Genomic DNA, 16,900 nt, shown 5'->3' on the forward strand with positions numbered 1-16,900 from the left:
GGGTGCTCCTTCTGCTCGCCGGCGCGGTGCGTCCGCCGTCCGGCGTCGAGGTACGGGGTGTCCGGTCATGTCAGGCACCGGCGCAGGCTGTCGGCGTTGGCGCGCATGAGGTCGATGTAGGTGGTGACGTGGTCGTCGAACGCGTCGGAGTAGATGTCGCAGACCCGTAGGTCGTTCTCGTGGGCCACCTCGGTGAGCACGGTGGACCGGGCCGCGAGGTTCGGCTCGAGGAAGACGGCGGGCACGTCCAGCGCCTGCACGGTCCGCGTGAGCTTGATGCGGTCGGCGACGCTGGGCTCGGTGGCGGGGTTCGGTGTCACGAACCCGGCCACCTCCACGTCGTACGCGCGGCCCAGGTAGGCGAAGGCGTCGTGCGTGGTGACGAGGTACCTGTCGGAGCGTGGGATCCGCGCGATGGTGCGGTGCACGTAGGCGTCCGTCTCGCGCAGCAGGGCGAGATAGTCCTCCGCGTTGGCCCGGAACTGGTCCGCCCGGGCGGGGTCGGCCGCGACCAGGGTGTCCCGGATCGCCTGGACGTACGCCTGCGCGTTGCGCACGTCCTGCCACAGGTGGGGGTCGATCTCCCCGTGCACGTGCTTGCCCAGCACCGCCTGCGGCAGCAGGTAGACCTGGTCGCCCGGCCGCCCGAGGAAGCCGAACCCCGCCCCGGCCGGCACGGAGGCGAGCGCCTTGTTCGGCACGGAGACGACGGTCTCGGCGGGGTCCAGCGTCCGGGTGCGGGAGTCGGCGTGGTCGTGGCCCGTGTCCGGCTCGTGACCCGTGCCGTCGTCGCCGCTCTCGGCAGGCGCGGCGTCGGTGGCCGGGGCGTCGGCATGCAGCACGACGGCGCCGTCGTCGAGGTCCACGGCCACGTCGGCGTGCCCGGCGTCGAGTACCTCTGCGCCCTCCATGCCGGGCACCGAGTACGGGTCCACCCCGACGGCGAAGGTCAGCGTGGTCTCCCCCACGGTCTGCGGTCTCGCCTCCGGCTCGGTCACCAGCTCCGCGTCCATGGCCACCCGATAGACGCCCGGCTCGGTGAACGCCCAGCTCATGTGCGTGTGCGCGTCGGTGGGCAGGGTCGCGGTGTCCCGGGCGTACCCGTCGGACGCGTCGAACCCGTCGCCCGAGTCGAAGTACACCCTCGGCCGGCCGAACGTCTCGGTGAGGTACCCGGCCATCCGGCCCGGACCGTCCGCGGCGGTCGCCCGCAGGCGGACCTCGGAGGCCCGGGACGCGCCGAGCTCGGTGCCCGCGCCACGCACCCGCAGGCCCAGCCAGACGGTGTCCAGGTTGACGTTCTCCACCAGCGGGATCACCTCGGCCGCGTACTTCGTGGCGGACTCCGCCAGCGAGACGTTCGGCGCGCCGTCCGGCAGGTTCGCGTCCAGGGTGGTGACCACGGCGTGCGCCTCCAGCAGCAGGTAGTTGCTGAAGGCCACGTCCGCGTAGACGATGTCACGCACGTCCCGCAGCGTCGGGTCGTAGGAGTGCGGGTCGCCCGTGGGCGGCACGATCGAGGTGACCTCCACGCCGTCGCCGGCCACGTTGCGCACCAGGTCCGCCAGGATCCCGGTCGTGGTCACCACGCGCAGCCGGTCGTCGTCCGAGGCGGCGTTCCCTCCCGACGCGCACCCGGTCAGGAGCAGAGCGGTGACCGCGGCCGCGCCGACCACGGCCTGCCGTCGACGCTGCCGCAGCGGTCGGGACGTCACGCCCGTGCCTGCCGACGTCGCGCGATCACAACGAGTGCCGCCCCGACCAGGACCAGCAGGACGGCGACCGCCACCGGGGCGGCCACGCTCGACCCGGTGCTCGCCAGGGCGTCGAGCTGGTCGTCCGTCAGGTCGCACTCCGCGCCCGAGGCCGTGCGGCCCACGTAGGTGGTCTTCGTCGTCGTGCCCGAGGTGTCACCGACGGAGAACCGGAGCGTCGCGCTGTCCGAGACGGTCCCGGCACCCTTGAGCCGCACCGACTGGCTGATCGTCACCGAGTAGACGCCCGGCTCGGTGAAGGCCCAGTTGGCGTGGACGTGCTGGTTGAGCGGCACGGTCATCGACCTCGGGAACCCGGCCATGGTGCCGAAGCTCTTGGCGCCCACGCCGCCGAACGTGCCGGTGGCGTACACGCCCAGCTCCCCGGGTCCGGTGACCCCGTCGAGCGTGAACGTGACGGGGCCGCTCGCCGCCTCGACCAGGCTGGGGTGCTGTGTGTTCCAGCCCAGCCACGGCACGCCGGACTCCTGGGCCTGGCCGATCGACCAGATCGTCGAGCCGGCCTCGCCCAGGAACGCGAACGCCTCTCCCGCCGGTACCTCGTGCTCGGCCGCGTCGTCCAGGCGGAACGTCAGCGAGTCGGGGGCCACCCACGACGGGGGCTGCTCACGGTCGTCCTTCACCTGAGCGACAAGGCCGCCGTCCCGCACCATCGCACCGAAGTCGAAGTGGCCCGAGGTGACGCCACCCACCACCGGCGTGCTCACCTCCTGCGTGACCGGCTCGGGCAGGCACTGCTCGGGCTCGTCCCGTGCGGCGCCGCCGGCCGGGGTCGACTTGTCGTCGGGGTTCCCGTCGTCCGCCGGAGGCACGTCCGGTCCGCCCGCGCCGGCTCCCGGCCCGTCACCGGGTGTGTTCCCGGGCTCGTCGCCGTCGGCCTGCCGCTCCCCCACCCGTACGTGGTAGTCGACGGCCGGGCCGGTGATGGTGCGCCCGTCGGCCGTCCGCAGGCGCGGCGTCACCTCCAGGTGGTAGTCGCCCTGCGCGGTGAACACCCAGTTCGTGTGCACGTGCGCGTTGGCGGCCACCGGGATGGTCCCGCCGTCCGACGTCGTCGTGTCCAGGTACCGGTTGACCGGCTGCCCGAACGCGTCGTTCTGGAACGTGAACACGTCACCCGGTCCGTCGACGTCGACCACGAGAGAGACCGGCTGACCCGAGGCCGGCGTGATGCCCGTGCCCGACAGCGAGGACAGCAGGCGCTCCGTGCTCCAGCCCGCCCACGGCAGGTACTCCTGGTCCGCTCCCGTCTGGGAGCCGAGCCAGGCGGTCCTGCCGCCGTGCTCGCCGAGGAACGCCCAGGGCCCGGTGGCCGCGGGCAGCTCGACCCGGCCACGCGGGTCCTGGTAGGCGATCGTCACGTCGGACGGCGCCCGGAGCACGGAGCGGTCCGCGTGGATCCGGGTGTCGTCCTTGACCGACAGGCGCAGCCGCTCGGTCTGCTCGTCATAGGTGGTCTCGAACGCGTCGATGTGCCCGTGGTCCAGCACGAGCTCCCGGTCCTGGTCCGGATCCTGCGTGCCGGGATCGTTCGGGGTGGGGTCCGGGCTCGGGGTGGGCGTCGGCGTCGGGGTGGGCGTCGGAGTCGGTGTGGGGGTCGGCGTCGGCCCGGGGTCGGCCGCGACCGCGAGGGTCACCGGCTCGGACGTCCCGGCCACGCGCTCGCCGTCGAGCAGCACGGCGCGCACCCGGGCGCCGTCGTCCGCGAGCTCAAGGCTCCGCTCATAGGTGGCGGCGGCCTGCCCGGCCACCGGGGCGAACCTGTCGGAGCCGGCGGGCGCCACCTCCCAGCGATAGGTCGACAGCTCCGTGGCCGGGTCCTGGGTGGCGGTGAGCACCGCGGTGTCACCCTCGGTGTGGTCGGGGCGGTCCGCCGAGACGGTGACCGACGTCGTGACGGGCCGCTCGCCGACCCGCACGTGGTAGGTGGCCGGGTCGCCGGTCACCGTCCCGCCGTCCGAGGTCGCGAGCGACGGCGTCACGGTCAGCGTGTAGTCGCCCTCGGCGGTGTAGATCCAGTTGGTGTGGACGTGCGCGTTGGCCGCGACGCGGATGGTCCCGCCGGCGGAGGTCGTGGTGTCGACGTAGCGGTTGATCGGCTGCCCGAACGCGTCGTTCTGGAACGTGAACACGTCACCAGGCCCGTCCACGACGACGTCGAGCGACACCGGCTGCCCGGCGGCAGGCGTGATGCCGGATCCCGCCAGCGAGCCGAGCAGGCGCTCGGTGCTCCAGCCGGCCCACGGCGCGTAGTCCTGGTCGCTGCCGGTCTGTGAGCCGAGCCACGCCGTCCGCCCGCCGTACTCGCCGAGGAAGGCCCAGCCACCCTCGGCCGGGGGCAGCGTGGTCCGGCTCCGCGCGTCCTCGTAGGCCAGCGTCACCGACTCCGGCGCCCGGTGGACCGGCTCGCTGCTGTAGATGCGGGTGTCGTCCTTGACGGACAGCACCAGCCGTCCGCTGTCGGCGTCGTAGCTGGTCTCGAAGGCGTCGATGTGACCGTGGTCCAGCACGAACTCACGGTCCGTGGCCGCCTGCGCGGGCGCCGCCACGGACCCGGCCACGGGCACGACGAACGCCGCCAGGAGCGCGAGCACGCCACCGACGGCTGCGCTCACGCGTGGGAGCGTCGGGGCAGGGGGACGGGCTTGGACAGGGGCTGGGTATCTCACGGCTGAGACCTTTCCGGGGAGTTCGTGCGTGGTAGGAGTGCTGCGGTCCAGCGACGGCGGGCGAGCAGAAGCCCCGACCCGGCCGCCAGCAGCACGGCCGCGGCGACCACCACCGCCAGCGGTTCGGCACCGGTTGCCGCCAGGCCGCCGCCCGGACCGGCATCGGGCGTTCCGCCACCAGGTCCCGGTGGGTCCTGGGAGCCGGTGCCACCGAGCTCCCCGGGCGGCACGGAGACGCCGGGGCTCGGGTCGGGGCCCTGGCTCGGGTCCGGGGCGCCGGGCCCGGGAGCGCCAGGGTCGGATGGTCCGGCGTCGGACGGTCCGGGGTCCGGTTCGCCGTCCGGCGGGGTGGTGGCGTCGTCCTCGGTGCAGGTCTTCGTCAGGGTGTCGGCGTCGTGCTCGAAGCCGTCGCCGTCGGCCACGACGGTGAGGGTGCGCGTGGTGGAGACGGCCCCGTGCTCGCGGGTGGGCGCCGACCACGTCATCTCGACGCAGTACTTCCCGGGCCGCGTGACGGCCCACGTCGTGTTCGACGTGTCGGTCTGCGGCCAGAGGCTCGCCGTCGTGAGACCTGCCGACGTGTCGAGCACGGTGCGCCGGGGCTTCTCCTGCTGGACCCACAGGCCGCCGGGCCCGTCGAGGCGGTCGATCGTCCAGGTGACGTCGCCCGTCACCTCGTCCCGCGGGACGCCGAGGGTGTTCCACCGCAGGTACGGCACCTCGTCGCGGGCGTAGTAGGAGAGCTTGCCGCCGTCGTGCCCGAACCGGTAGGTGCCGTCGTCGGCGAGGAAGGCCCGGAAGATCGCCGCCTCCAGGTCCAGCCGCTCGGGGAGGGTGTCGCGGTGGCTGCCGGACCGCAGCAGGTCCGCGCCGAGGTCGGTGCCGTCCAGGCCCAGGGAGACGTCCCAGAACCCGCCCTGGACCAGGACAGGGCCGTCGGTGGGATCGGCGGGCGGGACGCTCGGCCGCCCGCCGACCGCCGGATAGCGCGCCGTCGTACCGCACGGCTGCACGGTGGCCGGGTCGACGGTCTCACCGACCACGTGGGTGAGCTGCCCGGAGGCCGTGTGCAGCGTGCCGTCCGCCAGCTCGGCGCCGACGGTGACCGCCATGCAGTACACGCCCGGCCGGCCGAAGAACCAGTTGTAGTGCACGTGGGTGCCCACCGGGAGGAGATATCCGGCCGGGAGCCCGTTCCGCGTGGTCGCGAGCAGCCCGGCACCGTTCTTCTCGGAGCCGTAGTTGTGGGCGCGGCCCGTGTCGAGGGCGAAGTGGCCAGGGGCCGGCGTCCCGCCGGGTCCGGTGACGGCGTCGATACGGACGCTGACACTGGCGTCGTCCGCCGTGGCGGCCCGAAGCGTCGGTGCCTGGGTGCTCATCCCGACCCAGGGCAAGCCCTCCGCCTGGGAGTAGGGACTGTTCCAGATCGTCTGCCCGGGCTCTCCCACGAAGGACCAGTCGTCGGCGGGAGTGAACGGGGCGGGCAGGGTGAGGCGCGCGGTGTCGTCGGAGTGCAGCACGAGGTCGTCCCAGTCGATCGTGCCGAGCGTGTCGTGGTGGGCACGCAGGGCGAGCGAGGGCGCCCCTGACGCGTCGGTGACGACCTCGGGCGCGACCGCGTCGATGTGCCCCTCCGTGACCACGTGCACCCTCGGCTCGGGGTCCGGGCTCGGCTCGGGGTCCGGGCTCGGCTCCGGGTCGGGCGCCTCGCCGGGTATCTCGCCGGTCGCCGTCCCGCACGGTGCGTCGGCCGCGACCGTGTCGCCGACGGCGATCCGGACCGTGCCGCCAGCGGCGACAGCGTTGCCGTCGGCGAGCGTCGCGGTGAAGCCGAGGTCGAAGCAGTACATGCCGGAGGCGCCGAAGGACGCCCCGGTGTTGAACATCTCCCGTGCCGGGAGGGCGTAGGTCGCGTCCATGCCCTGCGGCGAGCCGTCCCGCTGTTCGCCCGTGCCCCAGCGGAACAGGTCGGTCGGCGCGTCCGGCCCCGGCGCTCCGGCTTCGCGGCTCTCCGGGAGGCCGTACAGCGCGAACGAGCCGGGCGCCACGACGTTCGAGACCGCGAAGTAGAGGTTCGGGTCCGCGGCCGCGAGGGTGGCCGGCCGCACGGACCGGGTACTGAGCCGCAGTGCGGCGACATCCTGGGTCTGGTCGTAGTCGAGCAGCGAGACGGTGCTCCAGCGCGCCTGCCCCGACGTGCCCAGCCACGAGAACGACGGATCCGCGGGAATCTCCTGGACCAGCCGTGACGGCACCCGCAGCTGCAGGTCGGGAGCCGTACCGTTGGGCGAAGCACTCCCCCGCACCGTCCCCGTTCCGCCCGCGATGCTCGCGGCGACGTTGACGAGCTTCGACTCCTCCGGCGTGTCCGCGGTGGCGGCTCCGACCGGCACGAGCATGGCGGCGACCGCGGTGAGCACCACGAGCCACGCCGGATACCTCGTCCGCCCGGCCGCCCGGGACCGTCGCCCGGCTGTCCTTCTGTTCCGCACTGGTCCTCTTCTCCGACTCGTGGCTCGCCCTGACTCACGTCGGGGCCGGTCGCGGTCGCGACCGGCCCCGGCGGAGGAAGATCAGCCGTTGATCACGAACTCGATGTCGCGGTCCGCGCCGTTCGTCCCCGGCGACGCCTCCAGGACGTCGAAGTTGAGGACGAAGCTGTGGCTGCCGCCGCAGGAGCCCGCGTCGAACGTCCACGCACCGTGCTGGTGGGTGCCGGAGCCGAGGGTCAGGACCTCGCCGGTCGCGGTGTCGAGACCCCCGGCGGAGGCGGTGTAGGTGACGTCGCCCGGGCCGCTGACGAGGTCGAGGGTGATCTCGTAGTCGCTGGCGCTGTCGTTGTCGAAGCCGATGAAGGGGACGTCGTCCTCGATGCTGAAGTCGTTGGGGACGGTGTACACGCCGCCCGAGCAGGTCACGCCGGTACCCGCGACGTCGAACACGAGCCGGTAGTCGTAGGTGGTGTCCCAGGGAGAGAAGGTGCCGCCGAACTGGTCGTAGATCGAGCCGACCTGGTGGGCGCTGGTGACCGCCACGACGTCGGCATGGCCGGCGGTCACGTCGGTCGCCGCCTGCGCAGGCAGCGCCGCGCCCAGGGTGAGCAGCGTGGCTCCGGCCAGGGCGGCCCCCGCCCGGGCGGCGCTCCGCTGCGTGCGCGCACCCGTGCTGCCGTGGCGCATGTGGTTCATGGACATCGTTTCTCCTTCGTGCCGGTTCGATGGGGGTGGACTCAGCTGGAAACGAGACCGCAGGCAGAGCGAGGTCGGGCCTCGCCAGGGCATGCGGAACCAACAGAACATTCCTCACAATGAGAATGATTCTCGCAATCATCTAAGCGGTGCGTGAGGACCGGTGTCAACGAGTTGCCGAGAATCGTTCTCATCAGGGGCCGGTGCCCGGGCGGCACCGCCGAGCGCTGAGCAGGCACGTCGCGACCACCCCGCGACCTTTGCCACGCACTGGCGAGAACGGTTATCGTTCGCGACTGTGACCGTCGCGCCAGGGACGGCGAGCCAGGAGGAGCACATGGACCCCGCTGAGTTCTGGGCGACGGGCGACTACGCCGTGGTCGGCGACCTGTGGGCGCAGCCCGGCCGTGACCTCGTCGCGTCCCTGCCCGTCCAGGGGCAGGAAGTGGTCGACCTGGCCACCGGCACCGGCGTCACCGCGATCGCCGCGGCCGCGCACGGCGCGCGGTCCGTGGTCGGCGTGGACGTGACGCCCGGCCTGCTCCGAGAGGCCGCGCGCAGGGCCAGGCAGGCCCGCGTCGACGTCACCTGGGTGACGGCCGACTTCCTGGCCGTGCCGCTGCCGAGCGGGTGCGCGGACCTGGTGACCTCGACCTTCGGTGTCGTCTTCGCCGCCGATCCGCGCGCCGCCCTGGCCGAGGCACGGCGCCTGGCCCGGCCCGGCGGCCGGATCGTCCTCACGAGCTGGTCCGCAACCGGCCTCTTCGGCCGGATCCGGCAGACGCTGGCCCCGTTCTTCCCCGAGGTCCCTGAGCCGTGGCACGAGACGGTGGCCGGCGTGCACGCGGTGGCGGGCCCGGACGCGCAGGTCACCGAGGAGTCCTTCGTCATGACCGTGGCGTCCCCCGAGTGGTTCGTCAGCCGGCTCGAACAGCACAGCGCGCCTGTCGTCCTGGGCGCCGCGAGCCTCGGCGCCACGTGGCCGCAGGCACGTGAACGGCTCCTGGCCACGGTGCGCGACGCGGGCGAGCCCGCCGACGGCGCCTTCCGTCTTCCGGTCGGCTACCTGCGGACCACGCTGGACGCGACCGCCGTCGGGCCGCACGCATGACGAGGTCGATCGCTCGTCCGGCGGCTGCGGCGCCCGGCGCGTCGGCGCGCGGTCGGGTCCGACGGCGCCTCGTTCGCAGGACCTGGCTGCTGTGCGCCGCACTGGGGCTCGCCGCCTGCCTGCTCGTCGTGGTCTCGGGCACGGTGGGTTCGGTGGCCGTCGGTCCGGTGCAGGCGGCCCAGCTCGTTCTCGGGCACCTGCTGCCGGGGATGCCGTGGATGTCCGACGGGTCGCTGACGCCATTGCAGGACCAGGCCGTCTGGCAGTTCCGCCTGCCGCGCGCGCTGCTCGCCGGCCTGGCCGGAGCCGGCCTCGCGCTGGCCGGGGCCCTCATGCAGGTCACGGTCCGCAACCCGCTGGCGGAACCGTACGTCCTGGGCGTGTCGTCGGGCGCGAGCGTGGGCGCGGTGCTGGTGATCGTGTTCGGCTCGGCAGCGCTGGGCGGGCTCTCGCTGAACATCGCGGCGTTCGCCGGTGCGCTGGGGGCGTGCGTCTGCGTGGCGGTGCTGGCCCGCAAGGACGGCGCCCTCTCCCCCACGCGGATGATCCTCGCGGGGGTGGCGCTGGGCACGCTGTTCAGCGCGGTCACGAGCTACCTGACGATCTCCACGAGCGCCCAGAACGTGGTCAGCGTGCTGTTCTTCCTGCTGGGCAGCGTGTCGGCAGCGACCATGTCCAGCCTCGTCGGACCCGCGGCCGCCCTCCTGGTCGCGAGCGTGACCGCGCTCCTGCTGGCCCGGTCGCTCAACGCGCTCATGACCGGGGACGAGTCGGCCGTGTCGCTGGGCGTGGACGCCACCCGGCTGCGCGGGGTGCTGCTGGTGGTCGCGTCGCTGCTGACCGGCACCGTGGTCTCGGTGGCGGGCGGCATCGGGTTCGTCGGCCTGGTGGTGCCGCACGTCGCACGCATCGCGGTGGGGGCCGACCACCGGCGCATGCTGCCCGTGACGATCCTGGGCGGCGCGGTCTTCCTCATGGCAGCCGACCTCCTGGCGCGCACGGTGGCCGCCCCGACCGAGATCCCGCTGGGGATCCTCACCGCCTTCGTGGGCGCACCGTTCTTCCTGTGGCTGATGCGCCGTGGCGGCGCCGAACGGGCGGGGTTCAGCCGATGAGGGTCGAGTTCGACGACGTCACGGTCCGGCTCGGCAGGCGCGACGTCGTCCAGCAGGCGTCCCTGGCGATCGAACCGGGGACCGTGGTCGGCCTGGTCGGGCCCAACGGCAGCGGCAAGTCGTCCCTGCTGCGCACGCTCTACCGGGCCGTGCGCCCACGGGTGGGCGGCGTGCGTGTCGACGGGCAGGACGTCCTGCGCCTGAGCGGCCGCCAGGCGGCCCGGGCGGTCGCCGTCATGCTGCAGGACGCGCCGACCGACTTCGACCTGAACGTCGAGGAGACGGTGCTGCTCGGCCGCGCCCCGCACCACGCCGCCTTCGGCAGGGACACCCCGACCGACCTCGACGTGGTCGCCGACGCCATGCGGCGCACCGGCGTCGCCGACCTGGCCGACCGGATGGTCGCCACCCTGTCGGGCGGCCAGCGCCAGCGCGTCATGCTCGCGCGGGCCCTCGCCCAGCAGAGCCCCGTCCTCGTCCTGGACGAGCCCAGCAACCATCTCGACATCAGCCACCAGCACGAGCTCATGACCACGGTGCGCAGCCTGGGCCGCACCGTGATCGCCGCCCTGCACGACCTCAACCTCGCGATCCGGTACTGCGACGAGGTGGTCGTGCTCGACGCCGGCCGGATCATCGCCGCCGGGCCGCCCGCCACGGTGCTCGTGCCCGAGCTGATCCGCGGCACCTTCGGCGTCGACGTCCGCGTGCACGGGGACGCCGGACAGCCCGTCCTCTCGTTCCGCCCGCTCTCCGTGGCCGACGGCCACCCCACCACCGGCTCCCCCGAAGCCCGAGCAGAAAGCAGCATCCCGACATGATCCCCACCGCACACGCCCGCTTCCGATCCGCCGCCACGCTCGCCGCAGGCGCCCTGCTCCTGGCCGGGTGCGGGTCGTCGGTCACGGCCGCCCCCGGGCCGTCCGGCTCCGCGGAACCGGTCGCCGTGGAGAACTGCGGCCGCCAGGTCGTCGTCGACGACGCCCCGACGGCCGCCGTCGGCATGCACCCCGCACAGACCGAGCTCTTGCTGCGCCTGGGCCTGGCCGACCGGCTGGCGGGGCAGGCCCAGGCCACCGCGCAGGAGCTGCCCGACGACGTCGCGCCGCTCGCCGACGACGTCCCCGTCATCGGCGAGGCGATGCCCCCGAGCCGGGAGGACCTGCTCGCCGTCGAGCCCGACTTCGTGTACTCGCCCACCACCTACGAGTTCACCGCGGAGCAGGGCTTCGCCAGCATCGAGCAGCTCGAGCAGGCCGGGGCGGCGGTCTACGTGGCCACCGGAGGCTGCGCGGACCGGCGCATGTCCGGCGAGGTGACCGACCTGTTCACGGACCTGGAGAACGTCGGAGAGATCTTCGGCGTCCAGGACGAGGCGGCGGACCTCGTGGACGTCAGCCAGGCGGAGCTGGACGAGGTGGCCGCCGCCGTCGCCGACGTCGACAAGCTGCGCGTCGCACAGGTCTACGTCGAGGGCAGCACGCTGCAGGCCATCGGCGCGGGCGTCGAGCACGACATCCTGCGCCGCGCCGGGGCCGACAACGTCTACGGGCCCGACGACCCGGCGTTCGCGGAGTTCTTCGCCGCGACGATCACCCCGGAGGCGCTGGCCGCGCAGGAGCCGGAGGCGCTGGTGTTCTCGGCCTACGACGAGCAGCACGAGGCCGCGACGCGCGAGTACCTGACCACCACGTTCCCCGACATGCCCGCCGTGCGCGAGGACCGGCTGATCGCCGTGTCCAGCGCCGACGTGTTCCCGGGCACCCTGGGCAACGTCTCGATCGTGCGGGACATCGCCGAGCAGCTCTACCCGGACGCGTTCTGACCGGTGGTCCACCGCCGTCTGCTCCAGCTCGCCGGGGCCGTGCCAGGAGCGATCCTCGCCCTGGCCGGCCTCGGCGTCGTCCTGTCCGCGCTGCACGTCGCGTTCGCGCTCGCCGCGGGGTCGGTCGTCACCGCGCTGGTGGACGGCGGCGGCGACCCCCTGCCCGGCCTGACGGCGCTGGTGGTGATCACCCTGCTCCGGGGCGTGCTGATCGGGGTCCGGGAACCCACCGCCACACGCGTCGGGGCCGGGGTACGGATCCGGCTGCGGCGACGTCTGCTGCTCCAGCTCTCGGCCGTACCGGCCGCCGAACGGGACTCCGGGCAGGCCACCGCCACGGTGATCGACGGTGTCGACGGCCTGGACGCCTACTACACCCGCTACCTGCCGCAGCTCGTCGTCGTGCTGGTCGTCCCCGCCGTCGTCGTCGCGCTCGTCTGGGCACGCTCACCGGGGGCCGGCGTCGTGCTCGCCCTCGCCGCAGCGGTCGCGGTGCTCGCCCCGCGGGCCTGGGACGCCCGTCTGCTGCGCACCGGGCGGCGCCGCTGGGGCCGGTTCACCAGGCTGTCGTCCGACTACGTCGAGGCCCTGCAGCACGTCCCGCTGCTGCGGTCGTTCGGTGCCACCGGGAGGGTCGCCGCACGGATCGCGGCGGAGGCCGACGAGCTGCGCGGCTCCACCATGGCCCAGCTCCGGCTCTCGCTCGTGGAGACCTTCGTCAGCTGGGTGGCCCTGCACCTGGGTACCGTCCTGGCGGTGTTCGCCGCCCTGGCGGCCGTGGTCTCCGAGGACGCGCGCGCCACGGCGGCCATGACCGCGCTGCTGCTGGCCCGGGAGTGCTTCCGTCCGGTGCAGGACCTGGGGACGAGCTGGCACGCAGGCTATCTCGGCCTCACCGCCGTGGACGGGCTGGAGCGGCTCCTGTCCCGCCGGCCGGCGGTGAGCGAGGACGGCACCCACACCACGACCGCCCCCGCCGGCTCCCTGGTGGTCGACGACGTCACCTATCACTACCCGGGCACCACCACCGGCGTGCGGGATCTGAGCCTGCGGGTGGCGCCCGGTGAGACCCTCGCGGTCGTCGGCCCGTCCGGCTCGGGCAAGAGCACGCTCGCGCGCCTGCTGGAACGCGACATCGACCCGGACGCCGGTCAGGTCCGCGTCGACGACGTCGACCTGCGCGCCTACACCCGTGGTGCGCGCAGCCGCAGCGTGGTCGTCGTGCCGCAGGATCCCGTGCTGTTCGCCTGGAGCGTGCGCGACAACCTGCGCCTGTACCGGCCGACGGCGACGGACGCCGAGATCGAGCGCGTGTGCCGCCTCGCCGACGTCCACGACGTGGTCATCGCCCTGCCCGACGGGTACGACACGGTGCTGGCCGAGAACGGCGAGCAGCTCTCCGGCGGCCAGCGGCAACGCCTCGCCATCGCCCGCGCCCTCCTCTCGCCCGCACCGGTCCTCGTGCTCGACGAGGTCACCTCGGCCCTCGATCCCGCCACGGAGAAGCGGGTCGTGGACGCGGTCGCCCGGGCGGCGTCGGATCGGACCGTCCTCGTCATCGCGCACCGGGCCAGCGCCTGCGTGCACGCGAACCGCTGGATCGCCCTGCGGGACGGCGGCCTGACCGGGACCGGCGACGGGCCGCCCCCGGCGGGGGTCCTCCTGGCCGGGAGTGCGTCGTGAGAGCGGTGCTCCGGCTCCTCCCGGTCATCACCACCCACCGGAGCCTGTTCGTCGAGACCGTGGTGTGGAGCGTCGTCACCCAGAGCGCCGTGCTCGCGATCGCGCTCGGCCTCGCGGTCGCCGTCGGGCACGTCGTGGCGGGCGAGCCCGTCGACCTGAGGGCGCTGACCGCGGGACTGGCTACCCTCGCGGTCCTGGCCGCCACCACGGCATGGCGCGAGTCGTGGGTCTCGCACGACCTGGCCTACCGGCTGATCGCCGTGCTGCGCGGCCGGGTCTTCGACGCCCTGCGCGGCGCGCTGCCGGCCCGCACCCGCCGGCAGCGCACCGGTGACCTGACGACCACCGTCGTCGCCGACATCGAGACCCTCGAATGGCTCTACGCCCACACCGTGGCGCAGATCCTGAGCGCTCTGCTGGTCCTCTCGGTCAGCACCGCCGTGTCCCTCTCGCTGAGCCCGCTGCTGCTGCTCGTGTGGGTGCCCCTGCTGCTCGTCGGTGTCGCGGTCCCCCTGGCCACCGCACGCCGTGCCCGCCACGACGGCGCCGCACTGGCCGCCGGCGCCGCCGGGCTGCGCTCCGAGCTGCTCGACACCGTCCGCGGTCTCCGGGAGCTGACCGGGGCGGACGCCCTCGGCGACCAGCTCGAGCGGATCACCGAGGACACCCGCGCGCACGCACGCACCCAGCTCCGTGAAGCCCGGCGCCTCGGTCTGGAGCGCGGTATCGCCGACGTCTCCCTCGCGGGTGCCGCCCTCGGCGCGATCGGCATCGTGCTGCTCGGTCGTGGCGCCGTGGCCCCGGCCGACGTGCCGCTCGCGGTCACCGTCGCCGTCGCCGGCCTCGGTCCCGCCGCGCAGATCGCCGACCTGCTGCGCAACGCGGGCACCCTGCGTGCCGCCGCCCAGCGGGTCGGCGATGTGCTTGCCACCCCGCCGGCCGTCGACCGCCGTCCCGCAGGTCGCTCCCCCTCGGTCCAGGACGAGCCGGGCCTGGTCCTGGACCACGTCACCTTCGGCTACGGCGCGGGCCGTCCGGTGCTCGACAAGTTCAGCCTGCACGTGCACCCCGGGCAGGTCGTCGCCCTCACCGGGCCGTCCGGTGCGGGCAAGACCACGGCCGCGCGGCTCGCGCTGCGCCTGTGGGACCCGGACGGAGGCGCCGTCCGCGTCGACGGGACCGACCTGCGCGACCTCCCGGACACCGACCTGCGCCACCTGGTCGCCGTCGTACCGCAGGGATCACCTCTGCTGCGCGGAACCGTCCGGAGCAACATCACGCTCGGCGACCCCGGCGCCACGGCGACGATGATCGACCACGCGGCGCGGGCGGCCGGTCTGCTCGACCCGTCTGGCGGGCTCCCGCTCGGCCTGGACACCGCCGTCGGCGAGCACGGCACCGGGCTCTCGGGTGGGCAGCGCGCACGCGTCGCCATCGCCCGCGCGCTGCTCCGGGACCCCCGAGTGCTCGTGCTGGACGAACCGACCGCATCCCTGGACCCCGACGCCGACGCGGCCATCATGGAGTTCCTGACGCGGGCCACCGACCGGGCCACCCTGCTCATCGCGCACCGGCCGGACACGATCGCCGCCGCGCACACCCGCGTCGGGCTGCCCGGTCCCGTTCAGAGGGCCGACTCGCCCGCCGGGACGGCGTAGCCGTCCGTCGACGACGAACGGCCTGAAACTACGATCCGTAGGTTCAGGCCGTTCCGATGTCCTGCGACATCACGGGGTCGGGCTGACTGGATTCGAACCAGCGACCCTCTGCTCCCAAAGCAGATGCGCTACCAAGCTGCGCCACAGCCCGTCGTCGGCGGAGGAAACCGGCCGCCACCTGAGGTTTCGCCCGGACGGCACCGGCCGACGGACCGATCATATCCGGTCGGCACGGCGGGGACGCCAGCCGAATACACCGGGTGGCCGTGCTGGCGACCGTGCTAGCGACCGTGCTGGTGGCCGTGCTGGTGGCCGTGCTGGTGGCCGTGCTGGTGGCCGTGCTGGCGACCGTGCTGGTGGCCGCGCTGGAGCGGTGCCGTTGACCGTGCTGACCAACGATGCAGAGGCGGCGCGGCGTCGTGCCCGCTCCCCGGCTGGCTGACCACCGCCCCACCTGTCCCCGCCCAGCCGGGGCGCCCGCCGCGAAGTCACGTTCTACCCAGTCATCAGGCCCATAGTGACGCGGGATTCTGGGCCTGATGACTGGGTAGAACGTGACTTTTCGGCGGCCGTCCGAGACCGCCCCGATCGGCATGCCCCGGCAGCATCCGCGCCCCGAGCACACCCTGGCAAGCACGACCGCCCTGGCACCCAGGCAAGCACACCTGCCCGAACACCCAGGCAAGCACGCCCTTCCCGGCACCCCGGGCGAGCACTACCCAGCACCCCCGGTACGCCCGCCCCGGGCCGAGAACACCGCAACCCACCGACACCCCGGGCAACCCACCGACACCCCGGGCGACCCGGGCACCCCCGCCTACGCATCCCCCAACGTAGAAGCCCGCACCACCAACCGCGGCGCCAGCCGTTCCACCCCTCGCCCCGGATCACCTTCGATCGCCGCGATCAGCAGCTCCGCCGCGCGCTGGCCGAGCCGTTCGAGCTGCATGTCCACGGTGGTCAGCGGGGGGCGGCTGGCCAGCGACATGACTTCCCAGTCGTCGTACCCGGTGACGGCCACGTCGTCGGGCACCCGCACCCCGAGCTCCCGGAGCCGGTCGCACCCGCCCCGCGCCAGCTGGTCGGAGGCGAAGACGATGGCATCGACAGCCGGCCTGTCACCCCCGGCAGCGGCGTCGAGGCCCAGTACCAGGTCGACCGCCCGTCGGCCCCACTGCTCCGACCAGTCGCCGTACAGCGGCGGGCCCACCAGGGCGAGGCCGCGGGTCGCCAGCTCGGCGGCCAGGGCGTCGTGCCGCACCACCGACGCCGCCTGCTCGGCCCGTCCTCCGACGTAGGCGATGCGGCGTCGGCCGAGCCCCGCCAGGTGCTCCACGAGCAGCCGCATGCCGAGGGCGTCGTCGGGCACCACCGAGACGTCGTCCGGGTCGGCGGACGGCGCGAACGCGTACACCACCGGCATCGGCACCCGGATGGGTTCGCGCGGTTCGGTGGTGCGGCCGGTGACGATGATGCCGTCGACCCGCCGGGCCACCAGGGCACGCACGTGGTGCTGCTCGCGCACCGGGTCGTGCCGGGCGGTGGCCAGCAGCGCCGACAGCTCGCCGCCGACGAGCGCGTTCTCCGCGCCGAGCACCACGGGCAGCGAGAACCGGCCGGCCGAGTCGGTGCTGAGCAGCCCGACGGTGAAGCTGCGCCGCGCCGAGAGTGACCGCGCGGTCACGTCCGGGACGAAGCCCAGGCGTTCCGCCGCCTCGCGGACCCGTTCCCGGGTGCTCTCGCGCAGCGACCCCGTCCCGTTCAGCGCCTTGGACGCCGTGCCTGGCGCCACGCCCGCCAGGGCGGCCACGTCGGTGATCCGCACCACCCGTCCCCGCTCCATCCCGCACCCACCTTCTCGTTTCCGCTGTTTCCG

Annotated in this window: 11 protein-coding genes and 1 tRNA gene; 6 read left to right on the forward strand and 6 right to left on the reverse strand. The window is 73.8% G+C overall.

From position 1 onward, the window contains the following. Positions 1-65: 65 nt before the first annotated feature. From ACO229_RS13990 to ACO229_RS14005, 4 genes are all read right to left on the reverse strand, one after another. On the reverse strand, positions 66-1,715 hold the full coding sequence (locus ACO229_RS13990; protein ID WP_423461823.1) for an anchored repeat ABC transporter, substrate-binding protein: 1,650 nt from the start codon (positions 1,713-1,715) through the stop codon (positions 66-68). Next, entirely contained in the window at positions 1,712-4,390 is a 2,679-nt protein-coding gene (locus tag ACO229_RS13995) for a TIGR03773 family transporter-associated surface protein (RefSeq protein ID WP_423461824.1), read from the reverse strand. The genes ACO229_RS13990 and ACO229_RS13995 overlap by 4 nt, the downstream gene beginning before the upstream one ends. A gap of 50 nt (positions 4,391-4,440) precedes the next feature. After that, entirely contained in the window at positions 4,441-6,867 is a 2,427-nt protein-coding gene (locus ACO229_RS14000) for a choice-of-anchor M domain-containing protein (protein WP_423461825.1), read from the reverse strand. A gap of 150 nt (positions 6,868-7,017) precedes the next feature. Continuing rightward, positions 7,018-7,638 (reverse strand): hypothetical protein, encoded by a 621-nt coding sequence (locus ACO229_RS14005; protein WP_397433634.1) that lies wholly within the window; start codon positions 7,636-7,638, stop codon positions 7,018-7,020. Positions 7,639-7,969: 331 nt separating this feature from the next. Between ACO229_RS14005 and ACO229_RS14010 the strand changes: the two genes are divergently transcribed. From ACO229_RS14010 to ACO229_RS14035, 6 genes are read left to right on the forward strand one after another with little or no spacing between them, the layout of a single operon-like run. Further along, positions 7,970-8,743, forward strand: a complete 774-nt coding sequence (locus ACO229_RS14010; protein ID WP_423461826.1) for a methyltransferase domain-containing protein — start codon at positions 7,970-7,972, stop codon at positions 8,741-8,743. Beyond that, positions 8,740-9,858 carry a FecCD family ABC transporter permease gene (locus ACO229_RS14015; RefSeq protein ID WP_423461827.1) on the forward strand — a complete coding sequence of 373 codons (1,119 nt, stop codon included), beginning with the start codon at positions 8,740-8,742 and terminating at the stop codon, positions 9,856-9,858. The genes ACO229_RS14010 and ACO229_RS14015 overlap by 4 nt, the downstream gene beginning before the upstream one ends. Further along, positions 9,855-10,679 (forward strand): ABC transporter ATP-binding protein, encoded by an 825-nt coding sequence (locus ACO229_RS14020; RefSeq protein ID WP_423461828.1) that lies wholly within the window; start codon positions 9,855-9,857, stop codon positions 10,677-10,679. Before ACO229_RS14015 ends, ACO229_RS14020 begins: the two co-directional genes overlap by 4 nt. Continuing rightward, positions 10,676-11,683 carry an ABC transporter substrate-binding protein gene (locus ACO229_RS14025; protein ID WP_423461829.1) on the forward strand — a complete coding sequence of 336 codons (1,008 nt, stop codon included), beginning with the start codon at positions 10,676-10,678 and terminating at the stop codon, positions 11,681-11,683. Before ACO229_RS14020 ends, ACO229_RS14025 begins: the two co-directional genes overlap by 4 nt. Positions 11,684-11,686: 3 nt before the next feature. After that, positions 11,687-13,366 (forward strand): ABC transporter ATP-binding protein/permease, encoded by a 1,680-nt coding sequence (locus ACO229_RS14030; RefSeq protein WP_423461830.1) that lies wholly within the window; start codon positions 11,687-11,689, stop codon positions 13,364-13,366. Beyond that, positions 13,363-15,024 carry an ABC transporter ATP-binding protein gene (locus tag ACO229_RS14035; RefSeq protein WP_423461831.1) on the forward strand — a complete coding sequence of 554 codons (1,662 nt, stop codon included), beginning with the start codon at positions 13,363-13,365 and terminating at the stop codon, positions 15,022-15,024. The genes ACO229_RS14030 and ACO229_RS14035 overlap by 4 nt, the downstream gene beginning before the upstream one ends. A 77-nt stretch (positions 15,025-15,101) precedes the next feature. Here the strand turns inward: ACO229_RS14035 and ACO229_RS14040 are convergent. Both ACO229_RS14040 and ACO229_RS14045 read right to left on the reverse strand, forming a co-directional pair. Beyond that, positions 15,102-15,175 (reverse strand) — tRNA-Pro (locus ACO229_RS14040). Between the two features lie 666 nt (positions 15,176-15,841). After that, on the reverse strand, positions 15,842-16,867 hold the full coding sequence (locus tag ACO229_RS14045) for a LacI family DNA-binding transcriptional regulator (RefSeq protein ID WP_423461832.1): 1,026 nt from the start codon (positions 16,865-16,867) through the stop codon (positions 15,842-15,844). Positions 16,868-16,900 lie beyond the last annotated feature (33 nt).

Source organism: Promicromonospora sp. MS192 (assembly GCF_049532985.1).
In the GTDB taxonomy this organism is placed as follows: domain Bacteria; phylum Actinomycetota; class Actinomycetes; order Actinomycetales; family Cellulomonadaceae; genus Promicromonospora.